At 44.6% G+C, this 23,400-nt stretch carries 25 protein-coding genes; 19 read left to right on the top strand and 6 right to left on the bottom strand.

The features are described 5' to 3' along the window. Positions 1-115: 115 nt before the first annotated feature. From pilM to ACXAFJ_RS12310, 13 genes are all read left to right on the top strand, one after another. Positions 116-1,114 (top strand): type IV pilus assembly protein PilM, encoded by a 999-nt coding sequence (pilM, locus tag ACXAFJ_RS12370; protein WP_475323729.1) that lies wholly within the window; start codon positions 116-118, stop codon positions 1,112-1,114. Further along, on the top strand, positions 1,104-1,694 hold the full coding sequence (locus tag ACXAFJ_RS12365; RefSeq protein ID WP_475323728.1) for a PilN domain-containing protein: 591 nt from the start codon (positions 1,104-1,106) through the stop codon (positions 1,692-1,694). Before pilM ends, ACXAFJ_RS12365 begins: the two co-directional genes overlap by 11 nt. Next, entirely contained in the window at positions 1,687-2,277 is a 591-nt protein-coding gene (locus ACXAFJ_RS12360) for a type IV pilus inner membrane component PilO (RefSeq protein ID WP_475323726.1), read from the top strand. The genes ACXAFJ_RS12365 and ACXAFJ_RS12360 overlap by 8 nt, the downstream gene beginning before the upstream one ends. Then, complete coding sequence (locus tag ACXAFJ_RS12355; protein ID WP_475323725.1) at positions 2,267-2,782, top strand: pilus assembly protein PilP; 516 nt, start codon at positions 2,267-2,269, stop codon at positions 2,780-2,782. Before ACXAFJ_RS12360 ends, ACXAFJ_RS12355 begins: the two co-directional genes overlap by 11 nt. Positions 2,783-2,794: 12 nt before the next feature. Further along, on the top strand, positions 2,795-4,531 hold the full coding sequence (locus ACXAFJ_RS12350; RefSeq protein WP_475323724.1) for a type IV pilus secretin PilQ: 1,737 nt from the start codon (positions 2,795-2,797) through the stop codon (positions 4,529-4,531). 172 nt (positions 4,532-4,703) lie between these two features. Next, positions 4,704-5,222: a shikimate kinase AroK gene (gene aroK / locus ACXAFJ_RS12345; protein ID WP_475323722.1), complete on the top strand. Its 519-nt coding sequence runs from the start codon at positions 4,704-4,706 to the stop codon at positions 5,220-5,222. 27 nt (positions 5,223-5,249) lie between these two features. Then, positions 5,250-6,338, top strand: coding sequence for a 3-dehydroquinate synthase (gene aroB / locus ACXAFJ_RS12340; protein ID WP_475323721.1), 1,089 nt, complete (start codon positions 5,250-5,252; stop codon positions 6,336-6,338). A gap of 86 nt (positions 6,339-6,424) precedes the next feature. Then, complete coding sequence (locus ACXAFJ_RS12335) at positions 6,425-7,975, top strand: AAA family ATPase (protein WP_475323720.1); 1,551 nt, start codon at positions 6,425-6,427, stop codon at positions 7,973-7,975. A 65-nt stretch (positions 7,976-8,040) separates the two neighbouring features. After that, on the top strand, positions 8,041-8,862 hold the full coding sequence (locus ACXAFJ_RS12330; RefSeq protein ID WP_475323718.1) for a Dam family site-specific DNA-(adenine-N6)-methyltransferase: 822 nt from the start codon (positions 8,041-8,043) through the stop codon (positions 8,860-8,862). Positions 8,863-8,969: 107 nt separating this feature from the next. After that, the gene (gene rpe, locus ACXAFJ_RS12325) at positions 8,970-9,647 is read left to right on the top strand and encodes a ribulose-phosphate 3-epimerase (protein WP_475323717.1); all 678 of its coding nucleotides are present in this window, start codon (positions 8,970-8,972) and stop codon (positions 9,645-9,647) included. Between the two features lie 9 nt (positions 9,648-9,656). Beyond that, positions 9,657-10,337 carry a phosphoglycolate phosphatase gene (locus ACXAFJ_RS12320; protein ID WP_475323716.1) on the top strand — a complete coding sequence of 227 codons (681 nt, stop codon included), beginning with the start codon at positions 9,657-9,659 and terminating at the stop codon, positions 10,335-10,337. A 125-nt stretch (positions 10,338-10,462) separates the two neighbouring features. Beyond that, entirely contained in the window at positions 10,463-11,479 is a 1,017-nt protein-coding gene (gene trpS, locus ACXAFJ_RS12315; RefSeq protein ID WP_475323714.1) for a tryptophan--tRNA ligase, read from the top strand. A 172-nt stretch (positions 11,480-11,651) separates the two neighbouring features. Further along, a complete protein-coding gene (locus ACXAFJ_RS12310) occupies positions 11,652-12,266 on the top strand; it encodes a sugar O-acetyltransferase (RefSeq protein WP_475323713.1) in 615 nt (204 codons plus the stop codon). An 80-nt stretch (positions 12,267-12,346) separates the two neighbouring features. On the opposite strand, the gene ACXAFJ_RS12305 is transcribed toward ACXAFJ_RS12310, so the two are convergent. Next, a complete protein-coding gene (locus ACXAFJ_RS12305; RefSeq protein WP_475323712.1) occupies positions 12,347-12,940 on the bottom strand; it encodes an NADPH-dependent FMN reductase in 594 nt (197 codons plus the stop codon). Positions 12,941-13,015: 75 nt separating this feature from the next. Further along, a complete protein-coding gene (locus ACXAFJ_RS12300; protein WP_475323711.1) occupies positions 13,016-13,882 on the bottom strand; it encodes an EamA family transporter in 867 nt (288 codons plus the stop codon). A gap of 105 nt (positions 13,883-13,987) precedes the next feature. On the opposite strand from ACXAFJ_RS12300, the gene ACXAFJ_RS12295 reads away from it, so the two are divergent. From ACXAFJ_RS12295 to ACXAFJ_RS12270, 6 genes are all read left to right on the top strand, one after another. Next, positions 13,988-14,476 carry a MarR family winged helix-turn-helix transcriptional regulator gene (locus ACXAFJ_RS12295; RefSeq protein WP_475324123.1) on the top strand — a complete coding sequence of 163 codons (489 nt, stop codon included), beginning with the start codon at positions 13,988-13,990 and terminating at the stop codon, positions 14,474-14,476. An 84-nt stretch (positions 14,477-14,560) separates the two neighbouring features. Beyond that, positions 14,561-15,157, top strand: a complete 597-nt coding sequence (locus ACXAFJ_RS12290; RefSeq protein ID WP_475323709.1) for an aminodeoxychorismate/anthranilate synthase component II — start codon at positions 14,561-14,563, stop codon at positions 15,155-15,157. A 420-nt stretch (positions 15,158-15,577) separates the two neighbouring features. Next, a complete protein-coding gene (locus ACXAFJ_RS12285; RefSeq protein WP_475323708.1) occupies positions 15,578-16,789 on the top strand; it encodes an aspartate aminotransferase family protein in 1,212 nt (403 codons plus the stop codon). Positions 16,790-16,886: 97 nt separating this feature from the next. After that, positions 16,887-17,909: an arginine N-succinyltransferase gene (astA, locus tag ACXAFJ_RS12280; protein ID WP_475323707.1), complete on the top strand. Its 1,023-nt coding sequence runs from the start codon at positions 16,887-16,889 to the stop codon at positions 17,907-17,909. A 22-nt stretch (positions 17,910-17,931) separates the two neighbouring features. Then, entirely contained in the window at positions 17,932-19,386 is a 1,455-nt protein-coding gene (gene astD / locus ACXAFJ_RS12275) for a succinylglutamate-semialdehyde dehydrogenase (protein ID WP_475323705.1), read from the top strand. A 10-nt stretch (positions 19,387-19,396) separates the two neighbouring features. Next, positions 19,397-20,194: a 2-oxoadipate dioxygenase/decarboxylase family protein gene (locus ACXAFJ_RS12270; RefSeq protein ID WP_475323704.1), complete on the top strand. Its 798-nt coding sequence runs from the start codon at positions 19,397-19,399 to the stop codon at positions 20,192-20,194. 84 nt (positions 20,195-20,278) lie between these two features. Here the strand turns inward: ACXAFJ_RS12270 and crp are convergent, their stop codons facing one another. The 4 genes from crp to ACXAFJ_RS12250 all read right to left on the bottom strand — a co-directional run bounded on the left by crp (position 20,279) and on the right by ACXAFJ_RS12250 (position 23,394). Then, complete coding sequence (crp, locus tag ACXAFJ_RS12265; protein ID WP_005597159.1) at positions 20,279-20,911, bottom strand: cAMP-activated global transcriptional regulator CRP; 633 nt, start codon at positions 20,909-20,911, stop codon at positions 20,279-20,281. A 240-nt stretch (positions 20,912-21,151) separates the two neighbouring features. Continuing rightward, complete coding sequence (locus ACXAFJ_RS12260) at positions 21,152-22,021, bottom strand: phosphoribulokinase (RefSeq protein ID WP_475323702.1); 870 nt, start codon at positions 22,019-22,021, stop codon at positions 21,152-21,154. A 105-nt stretch (positions 22,022-22,126) separates the two neighbouring features. After that, on the bottom strand, positions 22,127-22,345 hold the full coding sequence (locus ACXAFJ_RS12255) for a YheU family protein (RefSeq protein ID WP_475323700.1): 219 nt from the start codon (positions 22,343-22,345) through the stop codon (positions 22,127-22,129). An 80-nt stretch (positions 22,346-22,425) separates the two neighbouring features. Beyond that, positions 22,426-23,394 carry a hydrolase gene (locus ACXAFJ_RS12250; RefSeq protein ID WP_475323699.1) on the bottom strand — a complete coding sequence of 323 codons (969 nt, stop codon included), beginning with the start codon at positions 23,392-23,394 and terminating at the stop codon, positions 22,426-22,428. Positions 23,395-23,400 lie beyond the last annotated feature (6 nt).

The raw sequence follows: 23,400 nt of genomic DNA, 5'->3' as shown, positions 1-23,400 counted from the left end.
CACAATGCAAACCCTAGTACACTCAATCGGTTAGTTAGATAACCCCGTTATGAGTGGTGTATCGATTCGTCAATTATAAGCATAAGAGCCAAACAATTGGTATGGAGTTAGTTGTATGGGCAAACCACTTATTACCGGCATAGACATCGGACATCACAGTATTAAGGCTGTGGTGCTGAGGCCGTCTCGAAATAATTATGCCGTTGTGGGTTATAAAGAACTGCCAATCGATGCTGGTATTTTCGCCGAAAACCACACCTTGAATCATCAGAAGATTGTAAAAAAACTCAAACAACTCAAAAAAGATCTGCCGATGTTTTCAAGTCAAATTGTGTTGTCGGTGCCAGACAGTGCAGTGATAAGCAAAGTACTCCAGATAGATTCGGATATCGATGAACGAGAAGTTGAGTTTGCCATATTGCAAGCCTTCTCACATCAAAGCCCGTTTCCAGTAGAAGAACTCAACTTGGACTATGTCCCCGTATTCGATGGCCCTAGCAACTCCAATTCTTTGTCTTATCAGGTCTATGCGTCAAAAAAAGACATCGTAGAGAGTCGCTTAAATGCAGCGGAGAAAGCGGGGTTTAAACCAATTCTAGTCGACGTTCATGCTCACGGGTTGGTTGAAATTTGGAACTTAGCCTCAGAGTCCTTGAATAAATCGGACTGGATTTTATTGGACATTGGACACACTCAATCGACCATGTGTCTCGATTTTGCTGATAAATCACCTTTTTGTCGAGAGATGGCGGTTGGCACTCGGTTATTAGAATCTTTTGCTAAAGACGAATCGGTCGATAACGATGCCAGCTCGCGTTTTGCTAACAATGTAGTTGAGAGGCTGCAGCGCAATTTGCAAATGTTGGCATCCTCCCAAGGTAGCCCTGTGCAAGGCGTGTGGTTAACTGGTGGCGGTTCGGCCGTGGCAGAAGTGGCTGAAAAAATTGTTCAGACCATGAATCTTGAATGTGAAACTCTCGACGTACTTAGATTGATGAACTCCAAAGTACGCACTAAACGCAAAGCGAGCTCTTCTAGCGGCGCGACATTTGGAACTGCTGCTGGATTGGCTTTGAGAGGTATCAACTGGATGGAGGCTGATCATGTTGCATAGCATCAACCTCATGCCTTGGCGCGAGGCACAACGAGAGGAACACAAACGCAGATTTGTCGGTTTACTCGTGTTGGGTTGTTTTGTGGCTTTTGGCATTCAATACGGGTTGGGGTTCTTTTTCCAAGATCAAATTGATCAACAAAAAGCGCGATTGAACCAAATTAACAGTTATATCGCTCAACTTGATGCGCGCATTGAATCGCTAAAAGAAGTGGAAAAAGAGCATCAGTCTTTGCTTACTCGTTTGAAAGTAGTGGAAGAGCTACAGGTTAAACGCAACAAAACCACTGACTTTATGAATTTGATTCCGCACCTTATTCCTGAAGGTGTGTATGTCGACAAAATTGATATGAATGGTCAACAAATTTCGATCTCGGGTATCAGTGACTCAACATCACGGTTGGCCACTATGTTGGATAACTTGGAGCGTTCACCGCATTTATCTAATGTCGAAATGCACTCGATCATTCATGACAGGCCGCGTTTTAATAAGAAGTTTCAAGACTTTGAGTTGTCATTCTACTTTGATGCGCACTCCTTTGTTCAGAACGTAGACAAGGGGGAATCCAATAATGGCTAGACCTCAAGATTTAGAGCTCGATGAAATCATGGAGTGGCCACTTGGCGCACAGATTTTAGTGATTGTCGTGCTTATTTTGGCACTGCAGGGTATTGGTTACTGGTTTTACTTAAAGCCGATGAACGAAAGTCTTGCCAATTTGAGACAAGAAGAAGCGACCCAAAAAACCGTTGCTACCATAAAGGCGAATAAAGCGGCGACTTTACCGAAGATGAAACAACAATTGGATGAGTTATCGGAGCGCTATGATTACTTATCCCGACAGCTGCCCGTTCAAAAAGAGTTGGCAAGTATGCTGGCATCGGTTAACGAAGTTGGACTGAAAAACGCATTGACGTTCACCCGAATTGACTGGGGCGAAAAACAAAATCAAGAGTTCTTGTACCGCTTACCGCTCAACATCGAATTAACGGGAGAGTTTGATCATATAGGACAGTTCTCCCAAGCGATTGCTGAGCTACCGCGTGTGATTCACTTTGAAGATGTCGACTGGCAACGAGTCAGCTTGGAAAGTAGCACATTGCACTTCCGGGTTCGTGCCTTTACCTATCAGTTTAAGCCGGAGGTAGATGATGCGAAATAAGTCTTTATTAGCCAGCTTAGCTGGGTTGCTTCTTATTGGATGCCAAGCGAATACCTCCCCTGTGCAGGACTTTATTAGCCAGACTGAATTAACCGCGCAAAGAGAGGTACCGGATCTGGCACCGATCCTAGATTTTCAAGCCGCACAATTCACGGAGCATGATGCTAGGTTGCCATTTGCCCTGCCAAAAGTAGCGGTGGTGCAAAGTCAGCCCGTTGCTAAGAAAGAATGTTGGCAGCCGTCATCGCGCAAAAAGACAGGTAAATTAGAGCGATTTGCACTGAATAAGTTGAAGCTACGCGGTGTTATGAGTAGTGGCGGAGCAATTCAAGCTTTGATTCAAACACCAAATGGACAGGTGGTCCAAGTTCGAGCAGGGCAGTATTTGGGGCTCAATAATGGGCGTATTACTCAGATCACCCCTAAATATTTAAAGATTAAAGAAACGTTGCCGGATGGTTTGGGTTGTTGGAACAACCGAAATGTGAAGTTAGCGCTTAAATAGATGTCAAATGAGATGGAAATTATGTTCAAAACACTAGTAGCGTCATTAAAAAGGTTAGGTCAACTGGGGCTGATCTTATTGGCTGTGTTGGGCTCATCTGCATTATCTGCCCAAGAAGATCCTAATAACAACCTAGAGGCGATTGACTTCAGAACCGATGGCAAAAACAACGCCAAAATTATCGTCGAACTCACCGATCCTCGCATTGCCGTGGATATTCAAAAAGCGCAAGAAGGGCTGAGTATTGAACTTCTCAATACCAATGTTCCTGATGACAAACTGTACCTTTTGGATGTTAAAGATTTCGCTACCAATGTTCACCAGATAGAAGTGTTCCGCGAATCACCTAGCACTCGTTTAGTGGCTTTTGTGAAGGGGGAATACTCGTTTGAGTACACGTTGAATGGCAAGTTTCTTGAAGTTTCAGTGAGTGAAGTGCAAGAAGTCGCCAAAGTTAAAGAAAAAAGCTTGCTGGAACGTGAAGGTAAAAAAATATCGATTAACTTCCAAGATATTCCTGTAAGAAGCGTGTTACAGCTGATTGCCGATTACAACGACTTCAACTTGGTGGTGTCGGACTCTGTCAGTGGTAACCTAACTTTGCGTCTTGATGGAGTGCCATGGCAGCAAGTGTTAGACATTATTCTCCAGGTTAAAGGGCTAGATAAACGCGTGGAAGGCAATGTCGTACTGATTGCTCCTAAAGCCGAACTTGACCTACAAGAAAAAGAACAGTTAGAGCAAGCGCGATTGGAAGAAGAACTAGGAGAGCTAGTTTCAGAAATCATCCGAGTAAAATTTGCTAACGCAGGTGAGATCGCCGCCATGATTAGCGGTGCGGATGCGATGGGAATGTTGTCGGAACGCGGGTCTGTCACGATTGATGATCGTACCAACTCGATTCTTATTCGAGATTTGCAAGAGAATGTGGATGTAGTTCGCGAGATTGTTCAATCTCTTGATATCCCAGTGAAACAGGTAGAAATTGAAGCCCGGATTGTTAAAGTCGCTGAAGGTGACGCTAAAGACCTCGGTGTGAAATGGGGTGTCATGAAGTCTAATGCCAATGGTGAGCGTTCAGTGGGTTCGACCATTAACAACACGCTATGGCAAAGCAACAACTTAGGTAACTTTGACGATGTATCGGTCAACGATATGCTTAACGTAAACCTTGGTGCCGCACCAACAACTGGTACTGCTGCCTCTATCGCTTTCCAAGTCGCTAAACTGGGTAAGAATACACTGCTAGATTTGGAACTATCAGCACTTGAAACCGAAGAGAAAGCAGAGATCGTTTCTAGCCCTAAATTGATTACTACCAATAAAAAGCCGGCCTTCATTGAGCAAGGTACAGAAATCCCTTACGTAGAATCCACGTCCAGTGGTGCAGCTTCCGTAACCTTCAAAAAAGCGGTGTTGAGCTTAAAGGTGACTCCACAGATTACGCCTGATAATCGACTTGTACTCGATCTCAATGTGACACAAGACGCACCAGGTAAAGAGGTCGTGGCTGGTAACGGCAAAGCGGTAAGTATTGAAACTCAGCGGATCGGCACCCAAGTGTTAGTTGAAAACGGGGAGACCGTGGTTCTGGGCGGCATCTATTACCAAAACGTCAAGGATACCGTGTCTAAGGTGCCACTATTGGGTGATATTCCGTTACTGGGCCATCTCTTTAAGAACACAGGTAAAAAGTACGAAAAAAGTGAACTACTTATTTTTGTTACGCCTCGTGTGATTAATCCTTAAGGTATGCTGACTTTAAAAATAAATTTGCATTGTGGGCACCTTATCTAGATAATTTCGGGTCTTATCACGAAATATCTGTGAGGAATAGGTGCCACAAGCCTTTCAACTTCCAGTAACTACTGGATTTCTTGTGGCGATGTCATTGAATTAACGTTGTAAATTACTGCTAAACATGGCTGAGAAACGCAATATTTTTCTTGTCGGCCCTATGGGCGCTGGCAAAAGCACCATCGGAAGACACCTGGCGCAACAACTGCACATGGAGTTTGTTGATTCTGACACTGAAATTGAAGAGCGCACTGGCGCTGATATCGCATGGGTGTTTGACGTAGAAGGTGAAGAAGGCTTCCGTAAGCGTGAAGAAAAAGTCATTAATGACTTAACGGAAGAACTTGGAATCGTGTTGGCAACAGGCGGCGGCTCTATTTTGAGCAAAGATAACCGCAACCGTTTGTCTGCACGTGGTGTTGTTGTTTATCTAGAAACGACAATTGAGAAACAGTTGGCGCGCACCAATCGAGATAAAAAGCGTCCTCTGTTGCAAACAGACAATCCTCGCGATGTTCTAGAGGCTCTAGCTGAAGAACGCAATCCATTGTACGAAGAGATTGCGGATTACACAGTAAGAACTGATGATCAAAGCGCAAAAGTGGTAGCCAACCAGATCGTAAAAATGCTAGAAGAGAGATAATTCTTTTTTTAGCCTTTGGAGAAACCGATGGAACGGATCACGGTTAGCTTAGGAGAGCGCAGCTACCCAATTACTATTGGTGCCGGGTTATATTCAAACCCGGTTCACCTAGAACTCTTATCGAAATACCAAAAAGCAGTTGTGATCACTAATGACACAGTTGCCCCTCTTTACTCTCAAAACATTCAGTCTCTAATCAGCCAGCATGGTTGTGTAGTGAGTGAATTGGTTCTCCCAGATGGAGAGCAATATAAATCCCTGCAAATCTTTGAACAAATCATGACATTCTTGCTGGAAGGCAATTATGGTCGCGATGTTGCAATAGTTGCACTCGGCGGCGGTGTCATCGGTGATATTGTTGGATTTGCAGCCGCTTGTTTCCAGCGTGGTGTTGATTTTGTTCAAGTCCCAACGACTTTGTTGTCTCAAGTCGACTCTTCTGTTGGTGGGAAAACCGCGGTCAATCACCCAATGGGCAAAAACATGATTGGTGCTTTCTATCAGCCTAAAGCTGTTGTCATTGATACCAATTGTTTAAAAACACTGCCTGAACGTGAATTCGCAGCGGGTATTGCTGAAGTCATCAAGTACGGAATCATTTACGATGCAGACTTTTTTGACTGGTTAGAAGCAAACTTAGATGCCTTGTATCAGTTGAATGAAAAAGCACTGACTTATGCGATAGCTAGATGCTGTCAAATTAAAGCAGAGGTTGTTGCTTTGGATGAGAAAGAGTCGGGTATCCGAGCTTTACTTAACCTAGGCCACACCTTTGGACACGCTATCGAAGCCGAACTTGGCTACGGAAATTGGTTACACGGTGAAGCGGTATCGAGTGGAACGGTAATGGCAGCAAAGACTGCACTTTTATCTGGTCTTATTACCGAGCAGCAGTTTGAGCGAATTGTTTCTATACTCAAACGAGCGAAGCTACCTGTCCATACACCAGAAACAATGTCATTTGATGACTTTATCAAGCACATGATGCGCGACAAAAAAGTATTGGCAGGTGAACTAAGATTGGTTCTGCCAACCAGTATCGGAACCGCAGAAGTGGTAAAAGGTACTGATGAGTCACACATCAAACAAGCAATAGAGTTCTGTCGTCACATTTAGTCCTTGTTGTCTCATTGGTATGGTATTGTTTTATAGCGACTTTGCGTAAAACATTTCTGCAAATTTAATAAGGTAGATAAGACAGCGTGAACCTTGATCCGAATCTTTTAGAGTTAGATACACAAACCGAATTGTTAGAACGTTTAAGTCTTCTAACCGGGTTTGGATCAAATTTGATTACCATTTCCGGTCCAGTTGGAGCGGGTAAGACTTGGCTATCTCAACGCTATCTCGAAATCTTTGCATCCGATAAAAACCAGGCATTATTGCTTTGCCACCCAACTCAGGACGACAGTCAGCGTCGAGTTCAACTCATTTCTCAACTTGTCCAAGAAGCCTTTTTTGATCCCAATGCCTCTTTTGTCGAATCTTTGACTGAACTGGTTGGTGACGAAGCTTGCGATTTGGCTTTGGTAATAGACGACGCCCATTTGCTATCGGAAACCTTAGTTAGTGAATTGTGGATGTTGGTGTTAGAGGCTCAAACACGGCCAAACTGGACTATCAATGTTTTGCTGTTTGCTCAACCTGGGGCATTAGAGGCACTATTGACTCGCTTGGGATATGGGCAAGAACACAAACCAATAGATTTTGAGATCGAGCCATTAACTCAAGAAGAATCAGACAGATTCTTTGAGTTGTTAGTGATACGTTATATCGACGAAGACATGGAAAAGCGTGTTCGACACGTTTACAAAAAAACCGATTGCCGACCTGGAGAAATCATGGCGCTGACCGAACACAAAGCGGAAAAACGCATTATCATCCGCTCTATTGTTGGAACTCCGATGAATATCGCCTTATTGGTGCTTGTGCTATTACTGGTCATCGTTGGTGGCTACTGGTGGTGGTCGACTCAGCCCACCCCTGAGCAAAGGGCGCAAGAGCTTTCATCAGTGGTCGAGCAAACGGTCATTCCTACTTTAGAGGAAAGTTCTAAAGCTGAAATGGCACTTAATCAAGACATCATCAGTGACCAAAGCCAATCGATGAAAGCTGATGATCAACAAATTGAATTGGATATAAATAATGACGCGTCGGCTTTGCCACCGCTGGTTACTGCTGATACCGCGACTTTAGAAGCCGTTGCTGATGACCAACAAAGAGTGGTGATTACGTCTGAAGTAGTCGATGCCTTGCTTGACGACAAACCTGAAACGGTAGATACCAGCAATATTGAAGCGCTCGTTGATTCAGCCGAGCAAACTGTGGTGGCAGAGGAGTTACAACCTGCAGTTGCAGAAACGCAAACCGAGCTGGTGCTAGCGGATTCGGCAGAAGCTGTGAACGTGGAAACTTCCGTAGATGTATCCCCTGCGCCACCAGAAGTGCAGTTCTCGTTTACTCGTGAACAGTTAAAAGCTTTGTCTGCGCGAAGCTATACTTTACAGCTTGCAGCTGTACAATCTCTGGAAGAAGTTCAATCGTTCTTGAATCGTTACCAATTGCAGCAGGACATTTACGTGTATCCTACCGTACGAAATGGACGTGAATGGTTTATTGTCACTTACAGCAACTTCGCCACCATCCAAGTTGCACGTGATGCTGTTGCTGACCTTCCATCTGAAGTACAAGAACTCGAACCTTGGGCTAAATCGCTAAATCAAGTCCATCGTGAAATTGACCGTGGAATTTAGCTCTCTGTCACTTCAAAAATATGATACATTCCGCAGCCCTAACGAGAAGTAAGTAGAAAGACGTCATGATTAAACAACGAGCCTTCTTAAAGTGGGCTGGGGGAAAATACGGTTTAGTTGAAGATATTCGACGTCACTTGCCAGAAGCTCGTAAGCTTGTTGAACCCTTCGTTGGGGCAGGCTCGATTTTTTTGAATACGGACTACGACGACTATTTGTTGTCTGATATCAATCCAGACCTGATCAATCTTTACAACCTTCTTAAAGAGCGGCCTCAAGATTACATCGATGAATCAAAGCGTTGGTTTACCGCTGAGTACAACCGTAAAGAAGTGTATTTGGATGTTCGCAAGGAATTCAATGCTACAGATGATATCTGGTATCGCTCGTTAGCTTTTTTGTACATGAACCGATTTGGTTTTAATGGTCTGTGTCGGTACAACAAAAAGGGCGGATTCAACGTACCTTTTGGTTCCTACAAAAAACCTTACTTTCCGGAAAAAGAGCTGGAATTCTTCGCGCAAAAGGCCAAAAAAGCCACGTTTATTTGCGAAAGCTATGTCGATACCTTTAAACGTGTTCGCAAAGGCTCAGTGGTTTACTGTGATCCTCCTTATGCGCCATTATCGAACACCGCTAATTTTACTGCATATGCGGGCAATGGATTTACATTGGATGATCAAGCTCGCCTAGCCGATGTTTCGGAAGAAACCGCAAGACGCAAACAGGTTCCAGTATTGATTTCAAATCACGATACAGCACTTACCCGCCGTTTGTACCATGGGGCAGACTTAAGTGTTGTTAAAGTAAAACGCACGATTTCTCGCAATGGTGCAGGCCGAAATAAAGTAGACGAACTGTTGGCTTTGTTTCCAGCGAATCAATAAGTCCGTTTACTCTTAAATCTGTTCTAGATTGTTACTGGGCTTAATAATGCTCCTTGGGTAGAATATCGTACAAGATTACCGTATCTCATTTTACTCAAGGGCTCGCTATGAAAGATTTCTTAATTGCACCGTCTATTCTATCTGCCGATTTTGCTCGCCTAGGCGAAGATGTTGAGCGTGTGCTCGCAGCGGGTGCGGACGTGGTACATTTCGATGTCATGGACAATCACTACGTACCGAATCTGACATTTGGTGCGCCAATCTGTAAAGCGCTTCGTGATTACGGTATTACCGCACCGATTGATGTCCATCTCATGGTTAAGCCTGTTGATAGTATCGTGCCAGACTTTGCAAAAGCCGGGGCATCTATGATTACCTTCCACGTCGAAGCTTCCGAACACATTGACCGCACACTACAGCTGATAAAAGAGCACGGTTGTAAAGCGGGTGTGGTCTTTAACCCTGCTACTCCTCTACATTACCTTGACCACATTATGGACAAGATTGACATGATCTTGTTGATGTCGGTGAATCCAGGGTTTGGTGGTCAGTCTTTTATCCCACACACCTTAGAAAAATTACGAGCGGTCAGAGAGCGAATTGACGCGTCTGGTCGCGATATTCGCTTAGAAATTGATGGCGGAGTCAAAGTCGAAAACATTCGAGAAATTGCCGAGGCAGGTGCGGATATGTTTGTGGCTGGATCTGCCATATTCGGTCAACCGGATTACAAAGCCGTGATTGATGAAATGCGCACTGAACTGAGTAAAGTAAACCAAAAGTAAGGATCTCTTTTGTCTCAAGCTAAATTATTTATTTTTGATTTGGACGGCACGCTACTGGACAGCGTGCCGGATCTGACTGATGCCGCAAACGCCACGCTGAGGATGGTCGGAAAGCCGGAAGTGACTGAGGCTGACATGCGTCAATATGTCGGTAATGGTGCGGATGTCTTAGTTGGCCGTTTTTTAAGTAGAAGCGTGACCGTTTCGAAAGCGTTGGATCCAGAGTTTCATCGTTCTACAAGAGAACTATTTGATGACAACTATGAAAAAACCGGACACACAAAAACAGCACTGTACCCAAATGTGTTGAGTACGTTGAAAGCACTAAAAGAGTCAGGCGCGGTTTTATCATTGGTAACCAACAAGCCATTGAAGTTTGTACCTCATGTATTGGAAGCACACGGAATTGCCGACTTTTTTGCTGATGTGTTTGGTGGTGACAGTTTTGAGACTAAAAAACCCGATCCTGTTGCGTTGAATTGGCTGATGAACAAATATTCTGTCTCAACAGAAGAGACAGTAATGGTTGGCGATTCTAAAAATGACGTCTTGGCAGCAAAAAATGCCGGTTGTCGTTCATTTGCTCTCACTTATGGTTACAACCATGGTGAGCCGATTCAAGCGAGTGAACCAACTTATGTCGCAGACGATATTTCAGAAATGTTAGCGCTGATCTCGGTTTCAGCTTAAGTCTGAGTGAGTAGAGTACAAACCACTAGCAAAATACTCGTCAATGAGTACACTGCAAAAGCCGTCCAACGCGTCTATCAGCAATTGGGCGGTTTTACTATTTAAGAAGTCAAAGGAAGCAACATATGAGCAAACCCATCGTATTCAGTGGTGTTCAGCCATCTGGCGAACTCAGTATAGGTAATTACTTGGGTGCTCTTCGTCAATGGCAACAGATGCAAGACGATTACAACTGTCACTACTGCATAGTTGATCAGCACGCCATCACCGTTCGCCAAGACCCTCAAGCCCTATATCAAGCGACATTAGATGCGTTGTCTATTTGTTTGGCGGTAGGTGTGGATCCTAAGAAGAGCACGATTTTTGTCCAGTCACACGCACCGGAGCATGCTCAACTTGGTTGGCTTCTTAACTGTTACACTCAGATGGGTGAACTGAGCCGTATGACTCAGTTTAAAGACAAATCACAGCGTTACGCGAACGACGTAAACGCCGGTTTGTTTGACTACCCAGTATTAATGGCGGCAGACATCTTATTGTACGGCGCTCACCAAGTACCAGTCGGCAATGACCAAAAGCAACACTTGGAGTTGGCTCGTGATATCGCTACTCGTTTCAACAACATCTATTGTCCTGAAGACCCTATCTTTGTTGTTCCTGAGCCTTATATCCCAACAGTAAACGCGCGTGTTATGAGTTTGCAAGACGCGACGAAGAAAATGTCCAAGTCTGATGACAACCGCAAGAATGTCATTACCTTGTTGGAAGAGCCTAAATCGATCATCAAAAAGATCAACAAAGCGCAAACCGACACGGATAACCCACCAAAAATCTGCCATGATGTTGAAAACAAAGCGGGTATTTCGAATTTGATGGGACTGTATTCGGCGGCCACTGGGATGAGCTTTGAAGAAATCGAGGCCAAGTACCAAGGCGTTGAAATGTATGGCCCGTTTAAGAAAGACGTGGGTGAAGCCATTGTCGCGATGTTGGAACCGGTTCAAGCAGAATACCGCCGTATTCGCGAAGATCGTACTTACCTCAACGAAGTGATGAGAAATGGTGCGGATAAGGCTTCTGAGACGGCGCAGCAAACCTTACAAAAAGTGTATGAAGCGGTCGGCTTTGTGGCTAAGCCCTAGTCTTACCAGATTGTAGGTTAATAAATTTTCAACCCCCTCTCATCAGAGGGGGTTTTTGCATTCTGTACAAACATAATATTATTCCACCGAGTTGTTGATTGTGACTGGTACTTATCACTTTATCCGCGATTTATTGATTACCATCTAACGACTAAATGAGGTGGGATAAAATATGCAGTACATCAAGATAGACGAGACGTTGGCGCAGCAAGAACTCAAAGCTCGCCAATTGTGCTGGAAGTACAATCAGACAGACCCAACTGACAAATCCAAACTAAATGAAATTTTGGATGAACTTCTGTTTACAAAAGGCCAGTGCACCATAGTTCCTCCAATTCATGTCGATTTTGGTTATCACATTGCCATTGGTAATAATGTGTTTATTAATTCTGGTGTGGTGATGTTGGACAACCTCCCCATCACTATCGGCGATGGTGTGCTAATCGGTCCGGGGGTGAAACTGTGTGCTTCTAGCCACCCCGTAAGTACTGATGATCGTAGACAGTTAGGAATGGTGGCGTGTGGTGATCCGATCAAGATTGAGAGCAGAGTATGGATTGGAGCAAATGTCGTGGTATGCAATGGCGTGACAATTGGTGAGGGGGCGATGGTGGCCGCAGGTTCAGTAGTCACCAAAGATGTACCTGCTTATCACCTGGTGGCTGGCGTTCCGGCTAAAGTGGTGAAAAAAATCGATCCTCAAATCTCAGATGCAACTGAAGTAGAGGTCATAACACTACCCACCAATGGCTTATTAGCTGACATGATGGAATCTGAAAGTCGTTGAAACAACTATAAGCTTATTCGAACTCAATCGAACAAGCCTAAAGTTAAGATTGAGATTAAACGGTAGATCAGAGTGTTATTTTACATACCAAACACATAAGGTTTGCCTAGCTCCAACATATCAGAATGAAGCGGTGCTAAAGCTCTTGCGTAGCCGCTAAGCAGTTTGATTGTGTACTGAGTACGGCCAACAAACTCCTCATTGTTACTTTCCGCATTCTCATCAATTAGCTCTGAGCTGTAGCGAACGATTAGGTGGTCTGGAAGGAAACATACGTGATTGTTTTTGCTGCCAGTTAAACGCAGTTCACTGATGGGGTAGACGCCATTTGGACTAACGCTGACGCCAACCAACAACGCAGGTTTGTGTGCGAGCTCATTTGCGGTTGTCAGCAGCAAAAAGTTTTTAAGCGCAGGAGTTGCCATTCCATGCCATTCGGGAGAGATAAAGACAAAAGCGTCGGATTCTTTGAGCGTTTTTGCAATTGGCGTCCAAATATCCCATTCAGAGCTGCCCTGCCATACCCCTTCATTCCAAAATGGCAGATTTAATTCATTCAAATCGAGTATTTCAATTTCATCAAAATCATTAGTGCTCTGTTTTTTTAAGAACTTGGCGACATTTAGGCTTTGTGAGTTAGGTCGTTGGCTACCAGATACGATAGTTAGTTTCATGTGATTATCCTTTTCTGACTTTTTGAATTAAATATGTTTATAGATATTAATAGGTTGTGATTAATGGTTTTGATACTAGGCGGTCTTCGTTTGATTCGAGGAAGCCATAAAAATGGAAACGAGAATGGCAACTGCACCTAGAATCTGAATACTGGTCAAACGCTCATCAAGAAAAACAAAACCTAAAACTACGGCTGATACACTGCTTAAAAACCCTAAAAAAGCGACGTTGGTAGCGGGGAGCGATTGAATACCACGAAACCAGATTGAGTAGGCGAAGACTGCACCGACGATAGCTAGGTAGCTATAACCAAGGGTATTGAGAAGAGTGATTTCCGCTGGCCACCCTTCTAGCAGTAACGCGATTGGCATCAACATTAGCCCACCGAACAAGAGTTGCCAGCCAGTAAAGCCCAATGTGCTCATTTGTGGTGGTTTGCCCCAATATTTGGTCAGGACTACTCCAGTTGCCATACTCAAGGTCCCGAGCACTGCAAGCACTAGTCCTTGTAAGCTCAGCTGGACCGTTTCATTCAAAACGATTAGCCCCACACCTGAAATGCCAAACAATGCCGCCAAAATTTGCTTCCAAGTTATCTTAGTGTGAAGTAATGAAGCACTTAGCAGCATCACCACAATGGGCTGGCTAGACATGACTAACGCAGCTGTACCGCCCGGTAAGTGGGTGGCGGCAAAAAATAGGCAGTAAAAAAATAGCCCTATGTTTAAAAAGCCCAGTAACGCCAATTTTCCCCACCATGCTTTATTGGGCAGAGCGCGTGTTAATGCGACTAATAGTAAACCTGCTGGAAGTGCACGCATTGCAGACGCGAGCAATGGACTATTCTCGGGTAGCCATTCAGTTGTAACGATATAAGTGCTACCCCAAACAATAGGAGCGAGAGCAGTTAATGCGATCAAGCCAACTTTTTTTGAGTTCATTTTTTCTTCCTTAAAAGTATCTTTTCAAAAAGATTGTTTTTAAAAAGTAATGGCAAAATATCTTTTAGTCAAGTATCTTTTTAAAAAGATAAATTGTTGGAGGATATCAATATGGATGGTGTTGAGAAAATACTGCAGCAGTGGAAACGAGCTAGACCCGATCTAGATTGCTCTGCTATGGGGGTTGTAGGCCGAATTCGCAGAGCGGCAAATCAATGGGAGGCAATCCAAAACAAAGTGTTTAAAGCTCATGGTATTAGCCTTATTGAGTTTGATATTTTGGCGACCCTGCGTCGTAATATTGAGCCGGTTACACCGACAACGCTATACAAGACATTAATGTTGTCATCAGGAGCGGTTAGCACACGAATCGAAAACTTGGTGCAAAAAGGATGGATTTGTCGCATTGCCAGTGAAGCGGATAGGCGTAGCAACAAAGTAACATTGACCCAAGAAGGGCAAGAATTCCTCGACACGGTACTTAACGAACACGTGGCAAATATGGAAAAGCACCTTGAAATGCTGAGCAAAGAGGATCGAAAAGGAATTGAAAGCGGGTTAGCGGTATTTTTATCGACTATTGAAGAGCAATGACATTCTCCGATCAGCTATAAAAGCGCTTGCCTTTATTTGATAACATTGCAAAATACCAGCGCTGTTCGCCCAGGTAGATTCGATATGCTGTTAATCATCGACAATTATGACTCCTTTACCTTCAACTTATATCAGTATTTTTGTGAGTTGAATGTGGAAGTCACAGTGATGCGTAACGATGACGTCACGCTTGAGCAGATTGAAGAAATGGTGCCGAGCCATTTGGTTATTTCACCTGGGCCATGCACACCAAATGAAGCTGGAATTTCTCTAGCGGTTATTGAAAGGTTCGCGGGGAAGCTTCCTATCTTGGGAGTGTGTTTGGGGCATCAAGCCATCGCTCAAACCTTCGGTGCCAAGGTCGTGCGCGCTAAAAAGGTTATGCATGGTAAAACCTCTGCCATTACGCATACAGACACCAGCGTATTTTCCAAGCTGAATAATCCACTAACGGTAACGCGATATCACTCTTTAGTTGTTGAGCCTGAGTCATTACCCGATTGTTTTGAAGTGACCGCTTGGACTACTGATAATGAAGGGAAAATGGCAGAGATAATGGGCATTCAACATAAAACCTTGCCATTACATGCCGTACAATTTCACCCAGAATCCATCTTGACTGAACAAGGTCACGAGCTATTGGCAAATTTTTTGGCCATCAACACCTCTCGCAACAAGTAATATCTTAAACAAGCGTCTTTTCGAGCCTATTTACTCTGTTTTACCCTGATTCAAAATTAGAATTAGCTCACCAATTTGCACTAATGTTGTATCTGTACATCAGGCTAACTCTGCTTGAGTTTTATTCATAGAGACATTCACTGTTCGCTATATAAGTCCAGCTTTATGTAACTCCCTTTTTGATTAGAAAAGATCGATCACATTTAATTTCAATATTTTTGCATTTTTATGCATAATTAACCAAGAGGTGAGTACATCAAAACCAAGGTTTTGGAGTTTTTCACTATTGAAAAGGTTAAAAACATGTAAATAAAATGCCCTTATAGCGTCATAGTCGATGATGATCTGCTTAACTTAAGGTTAGGCAGTATCCTTACATTGTCGTGTTCGTTGATGTGTGGCATTCATAAGGAAAGCACTATGTCCGGAACTTCTACACCCCGCTCTGATTTTGATACCTACATGGTGCCTTGCTACGCACCAATGGAGATGATTCCTGTAAAAGGAGAAGGCTCAAAAGTTTGGGATCAAAACGACAAAGAATACATCGACTTTGCTGGTGGCATCGCTGTCAGTGCCTTGGGACATTGTCACCCTGTGATGGTGGAAGCACTGCAAGAACAAAGCCAAAAAATCTGGCACCTAAGTAATGTCATGACCAACGAGCCGGCATTACAACTGGCTAAAAAGCTTGTCGAACTCAGTTTCGCCGACAAAGTTTTCTTTGCTAACTCTGGAGCAGAAGCGAATGAAGCGGCACTTAAGCTCGCGCGTCGTGTTGCGGTTGAAAAATACGGAGAGCACAAGTCTGAAATCATCGCCTTTAAACAAGGCTTTCATGGCCGAACCTTCTTCACGGTGACCGTTGGTGGTCAAGAAGCTTACTCGAGCGGTTTTGGGCCCAAGCCTGGTAATGTGACTCATCTTGATTACAACAATCTTGAGGCGCTGAAAGCACAAATCTCTGACAACACCTGTGCCGTGATGATGGAGCCGTTGCAAGGTGAAGGTGGCGTCGTTTCCCCTGATGTTGATTTTGTGAAAGCAGTAAGAGACTTATGTGACGAGCACAATGCATTACTGATCTTTGACGAAGTGCAAACGGGTAATGGTCGAACTGGAGATTTCTACGCCTATCAAGGATTAGGTGTTACCCCAGACATTCTTAGTACGGCTAAATCACTAGGTGGCGGCTTTCCAATTGGTGCGATGTTAACGACCGACGAGTATGCACCATACATGAAGGTTGGAACGCACGGTTCCACCTATGGTGGTAACCCATTAGCCTGTGCCGTTGCTCTCTCAGTTGTCGAATTTATGGGGCAACAATCCGCATTGGATGGCGTTAAGCAGCGCGAGCAATGGTTCATTGATGGCTTAACGGCACTGAATGACAAATACCATTTATTCTCTGATATTCGTGGTAAGGGTTTGTTGATTGGTGCTGAGCTGAAAGACGAATGGAAAGGCAAAGCGCGTGACATACTTGTCGCGGCTGGAGAGCAAGGTCTATTAGTACTAGTCGCAGGTGCGGATGTGGTGCGTTTTACACCATCACTGGTGATAGACCAAGCTGATGTTCAAGAGGGATTTAAGCGTTTAGACCAGGCCATCTCGAGCCTCATCTCGTAATTGACTGAATCGTGTCTCGCTCCAAAGGTGTTGGAGTGAGGCACTTGAGTCTCAACAAAGGTGGTCTGGTTTGCGCACTCATACCAAGGAGGCGTGAATGCTGGTAATTAGACCCATCACTATTTCAGATTACGAAGCTCTGCACACCTGTGCCGTTGAATCCGGCCATGGCTTTACCTCACTGCCCGTTAACGCGGAGTTGTTAACCAATCGCATAACCCATTCAGAATACAGCTTCGCCAAAGATAACATCGAGTTTCCTGATGATGAGGGTTACTTGATGGTGGCGGAAGACACTATTACCGGTGACATCGCAGGCTGTACCGGAATTGAAGCTGCAATCGGCTGGGATGTGCCTTTTTACACTTACCAGATCAGTACCGTTGTTCATTCCTCTCACAAATTAAACGTAAAAAATATCGTTAAGCTACTGACACTGGGTAATAACTACACCGGTTGTAGCGAAGTCTGTACCTTGTTTCTAAGAGAAGCGTTCCGGCAGGGTTTAAACGGAAAACTCTTGTCGAAATGTCGTTTTCTCATGATGGCAGAACACCCAAAGCGTTTTTCCTCACGCGTGTTTGCTGAAATGCGAGGAGTTTCAGACAGTGAGGGTAACTCACCATTTTGGCAGTGGTTACAACAACATTTTTTCTCTATTGATTTCACCATGGCGGATTATCTTACCGGGATTGGCAAAAAAGGCTTTATTGCCGATTTGATGCCCAAAATGCCTATTTACGTCAACTTATTAAGCCCAGAAGCTCAGAAGGTGATTGGACAAGTGCATCCAAACACGCTGCCCGCGCTCAAAATGTTGGAGCGAGAAGGTTTTCGCTGTCGAGACCATATCGATATTTTTGATGGTGGACCGACGGTTGAGTGTGACCTAAATCAGATTGAAACGGTGCGCAGTTCGTTTCGCGCCCAAGTGGTGATCTCGACACACAGCAGCGCCAAACCTTATCTAATTTGTAATACCAGTTTTGAACAGTTTAGAGCAACGGTTGCGACGATAGGCTTAGATGGCGAAAGTGATTCGGCAATTTTAACCGCTGAAGTTGCTCAAGCGCTTAAAGTCACTTCGGGGGACTGGGTTCGTATTAGCCCTATTGGGTAATAACGCGAATAGGAGAACAATGATGAGTGTATTCATTGGTGGTAAATGGGTTTCAGGAGACGGCGGTAGCTTAATCTCGACCAATCCGTATTCCGAAGAAACAATTTGGCAGGGAAAGTGTTCGACCGAGCAGCAAGTATCGGCTGCTGTTATAGCTGCCACTCAGGCTTTTCCAGTTTGGCGGGCAACCGAGCTTACAAAACGAGTAGAGCTGGTAAAGAAATTTGCTAATACGTTAACAGATAAAAGCGCAGAGTTAGCCAAACTCATTAGTGATGAAACCGGCAAACCACTTTGGGAAGCGAAAACCGAAGTGACAGCTATGACCAACAAAATCGCCATTTCAATCGAGTCCTACCAATCACGGACTGGAGAAGCCGTTCGCACTCAAGGGGAGCAGACTACAGCACTTCGTCATCGTCCCATTGGTGTCATGGTCGTTTTTGGTCCCTACAATTTTCCTGGGCACTTGCCTAACGGTCACATAGTGCCGGCGCTTATTGCAGGCAATACTATTGTTTTTAAACCTTCTGAACTAACACCAGCGGTGGGGGAGCTTATGGTGAAAGTATGGCAAGAGGTCGGCTTGCCCGATGGTGTAATTAATTTAGTACAAGGTGAGCAGCAAACGGGGGTGGCATTAGTCAATCACACTCACGTGTCGGGAGTCTTGTTTACCGGAAGTGCGGAAACTGGCCACAAAATTCATCAAGCATTGGCAGGGAAACCTAACAAAATGTTGGCGTTGGAAATGGGTGGCAACAACCCGTTAGTGGTTTCAGATGCTTATGGCGAGCTTGATGCGGCGGTCTACACCATCATTCAATCTGCCTTTTTGAGTTCCGGTCAACGGTGTACTTGTGCTCGTCGTCTGATTGTCGCTGAAGGAAAAAAGGGCGATCAATTGATTACTCGATTGGTTGAAGCTGCTAGTCAGTTAACGGTAGGCAATCCCAAAAAAGACGTCTTTTATGGTGCCATGATATCTGCGCAAGCGGCCAATCACGTCCTTGCTGCTCAAGATAGTCTCATCCAATTGGGGGGAAGAGTGTTACTCACCGGCCAAACAACAGGTGCTGCCGTGCTGTCCCCAAGTATTATTGATATGACAAACGTGGAAGGTGCGGCAGATGAAGAAGTATTTGGCCCCATGTTGCAGATTCATCGCAGCAAAAATTTTGAACACGCGATTAAACTGGCAAATCAGACACGTTTTGGGCTGTCGGCAGGGCTAATCTCAACCAAGGACGAGCAGTGGCAGCAGTTTTTGCAAGAATCTTACGCTGGTATCGTCAATCGAAATCGCCCTCTAACAGGAGCCAGCAGCGATGCACCGTTTGGTGGCCCGGGTGCATCGGGTAACTTTAGACCCAGTGCTTACTACGCGGCGGACTATTGCGCTTACCCCATGGCCTCAATCGAAGGTCAGCAACCCATATTGCCTGACACACTTTTACCTGGTGTGAACTTAGTATAAGAAGGAACTCATGGAAGCTCAGTACTTATTTGAAAGACTTTGGCAAGACTACGTAGAGCGCCTTTGCCCTTCTGCCAAGGCCGTGCATCATTTGTTGACGGAATCTGAACCACTTATCAATGACCATATCGCACTGAGAACATTTGCAACCCCTAAAACTGGGTTAGATGTACTGGCGGCACCATTTGAAAAAGTAGGTTATTACGCGGCGGACAGCTATCGATTTGAGAGTAAAAAACTCAATGCTCGCCATTTTGAACACCAAGATAAAAATTTGCCTAAGGTGTTTATCAGCGAGTTGTGTTTGGATGAATGCACCACCAAGCTGCGAGACACAGTTTTCGAATTAATAGAGCAAATACCGCAATCGTATTTCGCTAATGAAAATTTCTTGTGGTCGGGAAGACCTTGGGAATTAGACTTGGCAACCTACCAGGCCTTGGCTGAGGAAAGCGAATACGCTGCTTGGGTAGCCGCTCATGGATACGGCGCAAATCACTTCACGGTTTCTGTCAATCAGCTTAATCAATATGACGAGGTTGAACAGGTTAACTCGTCGCTCACTCAGCATGGTTTTTCTGTCAATCAATCTGGTGGGGAAGTGAAAGGTTCACCTGATGTGTATCTGGAACAATCGGCTACGATGGCGGATAGGGTACCTGTCCTGTTTGAGAGGCAAGAGCATTTAATTCCTGGTGGTTTTTACGAGTTTGCTAAGCGTTATATCGACCGCACTGGAGATTTGTATCAGGGCTTTGTGGAAGCGTCGGCAGATAAAATTTTTGAGAGCACGGATTTAGGCAAATAATTCTAAACCCGTTGGAAATAAAAAAGCCACCGACTACCCGGTGGCTTTCAATATCGACATTAGTATCGAGTGGGTGCTAGCTAATTAGCGAGTACCGTACACAACGATAGTTTTACCGTGTGCTGAAATTAGATTCTGCTCTTCTAGCATTTTCAAGATACGACCTACTGTCTCGCGAGAACAACCAACGATTTGGCCGATTTCTTGACGAGTGATCTTGATTTGCATGCCGTCTGGGTGCGTCATCGCATCTGGCTGTTTTGCTAGGTTTAGTAGCGTTTGCGCGATACGGCCAGTTACGTCCAAGAATGCAAGGTCACCAACTTTTTGGCTAGTTACTTGAAGACGACGAGCCATTTGCGAAGATAAACGCATCAGGATGTCTGGATTAACTTGGATAAGTTGACGGAATTTCTTAAACGAAATTTCAGCCACTTCACAAGGCGATTTAGCACGAACCCATGCAGTACGCTCTTGGTCTTCTTCGAAAAGACCTAGCTCACCGATGAAATCACCTTGGTTAAGGTAAGAAAGAATCATTTCTTTACCTTCTTCGTCCTTGATGAGTACCGCAACAGAACCTTTTACGATGTAGTAAAGAGTTTCAGCTTTTTCACCTGCGTGAATAAGGGTGCTTTTTGAAGGGTACTTATGAATATGACAGTGTGAAAGAAACCATTCTAACGTTGGGTCGGTTTGAGGTTTACCTAGAACCATAATATCTCACTTCCTCTGCAGGTATGCTCGCCGCTTTCCATGTTGTAGCGAGGCTCTTAATGAACCTCCTAGCATAAGAGTAGTCTTGGAAAGCTGCAAGCTGTCTTGTCTATCGGCTACCATAGTAGCGGTTTTTAGGGACGATTTCTTGATTTTAATCGTTTCATAACGCGAAATGTCTACGCAAAAATGTGCACATGTTCACGGTATGAAAAGTAAACAGTCTGATTTATCTGAGACTTAGCCAATTTTCCCAGTTTCAATCAATTGTTGCAAAATTGGTCGAACAATGAGCTCCATCGCAAAACTCATTTTACCACCTGGCACCACAATGGTGTTGTGACGAGACATAAAGGAACCGTCAATCATTGCCAGTAGGTAAGGATAATCGACGTTTTTGATGCCGCGTAATCGAATAACAACGAAGCTTTCATCTAAGCTTGGGATGCCTTTAGCGTTTAATGGGTTGGAGGTGTCAACCGTCGGCACACGCTGGAAGTTGATATGGGTACGAGAAAATTGTGGTGTGATGAAGTTTAAGTAATCGTCCATCGAGCGCACGATTGAATCCATCACCGCTTCGCGAGAATGCCCGCGATCTCGAGTATCACGAACAAACTTTTGAATCCATTCCAAGTTGACGATGGGCACCATTCCAATTAGAAAATCGACGTGCTGAGCGACATTGACATCATCGGTAACCACACCACCGTGCAATCCTTCATAAAACAGAACGTTGGAATCTTGTGGAAGGTCTTGCCAAGGGGTGAATGTGCCGGGCATTTGATTGTAAGGTACCGCTTCATCAAAGGTATGGAGATAACGTCGAATTTGACCTTCGCCTTGATTGCCGTACTTTCGGAAGAACTCTTCAAGCGCACCAAAATCGTTGGCTTCCGGGCCAAAGTAACTGATATGTCTACCTTGCTCTCTTGCTTTGCGGATCTCTACATCCATTTCCGGGCGCGTAAAACGGTGGAAGCTATCACCTTCAACCCATGCCGGCTTAATGTCCATCATATTGAACATTTTTCTAAATGCCTCGGACGTGGTGGTGGTTCCTGCTCCAGATGAACCTGTTACCGCAATAATCGGATGTTTTGCAGACATAATATCAAACCTTTGTGGTCAAATTTGTAAGCGAACGCCACTATAACATGGTGCAAAACTATGTCATGGATGTAACAAAAAGTTTGCTGGTTTCGCGAGCGGGGTTTATCCCGAAAACTGATTTTTGAGCTGGATATTGACGGTTTCATGCAACTCTGAAAACACAACGACGGCTTCACCCGATTTGAGCTGTTGGGCAACGGCTTCGATTTTTTGCTCTAACGACACTTCGCTTGCACCGTAATCGGTTCCTTCTCGGAGCACAAACTCTCGAATTAAGTTTTCCAGCGTATCAGGTTGAATATCTTGCCACGGTACAATCATGAGTGTCTTTTGGGTTTATCAAAGTTAACGATATTCTATCTAATCTTGACAGAGGTATCAGTAGGTAAGGTTGTCGTCTATTACTTTAGGTGACCTGAGAAGTAGCTTGGCAGCATTTCCTCAAGCCACATTTTGGGACGCAACAAAGAACCCGAAACAAAACCGACATGGCCACCATGTGTAAGTAATTGATAGTCAATACAGCTTGGCAGCTCAAAGTTGGGGATCACGTCTGATGTCATAAAGGGATCATCTTTCGCGTGAACGATAAGTGTCGGAGTTTTGATTCTGTCTAGTTTGCCAAGCCCTGAGCAACGTGAGTAGTAATCTTTAGCGCCATCAAACCCGTGTAATGGAGCAGTGAGTTTGTCGTCAAACTCCCACAAACGCTGTATTCGCTTGATGCTAGCTCCATCTATACCCAAAGTATTTTCGATTAACTCTGCTTTCTGCAGCGCATTTCGCTTTAATGATCCCAACAGGTACTGATGATACACCTTGGAAAACCCTTGCTCGATACGCCAGGAACAGGCCGCTAAATCTAACGGGGCGGATATCACCGCAGCCGCATTGAGTTTGGCATGATTTTGCTGGTGGGCGAGATAGTTAACCAACATATTGCCCCCCAACGAAATACCCACTGCTACTTTGGTTTGCGATGGGTCGCGCTTGTCTAACAAGTCTAATAACCAAGTTGCATCGCCAATTTCACCGGAGTGATAGGCTCTGGCCAGTCGATTGATTTCTCCACTGCAGCCTCGAAAATGCATCACTACCGCATGCCAACCTTGATCCACAAACGCCTTCATAATTCCGTTGGCGTACGGGCTGTAAAAACTGCCTTCTAGGCCATGGAACAAGATCATTAAAGGCTTTTCGGTATTTGTTTGCGCGGCGAGTGAGCTCCAGGCAAGATCAATAAAATCGCCGTCAGTTAATTCGTATCTGTCCCAGATAGGCTGAAAAAGTGGCCGTTTTCGAAATAGTCGAGGAGCCAGTGTTTGCGTGTGAGGATTGCTCAGCCCTGTAGCGGGAAAAAATGGGATCATAATTGA

This window comes from Vibrio sp. ABH4_348, assembly GCF_056159765.1.
Note: the sequence above shows the minus strand (reverse complement) of the source record. Positions and strands in the feature narration are given on the sequence as shown.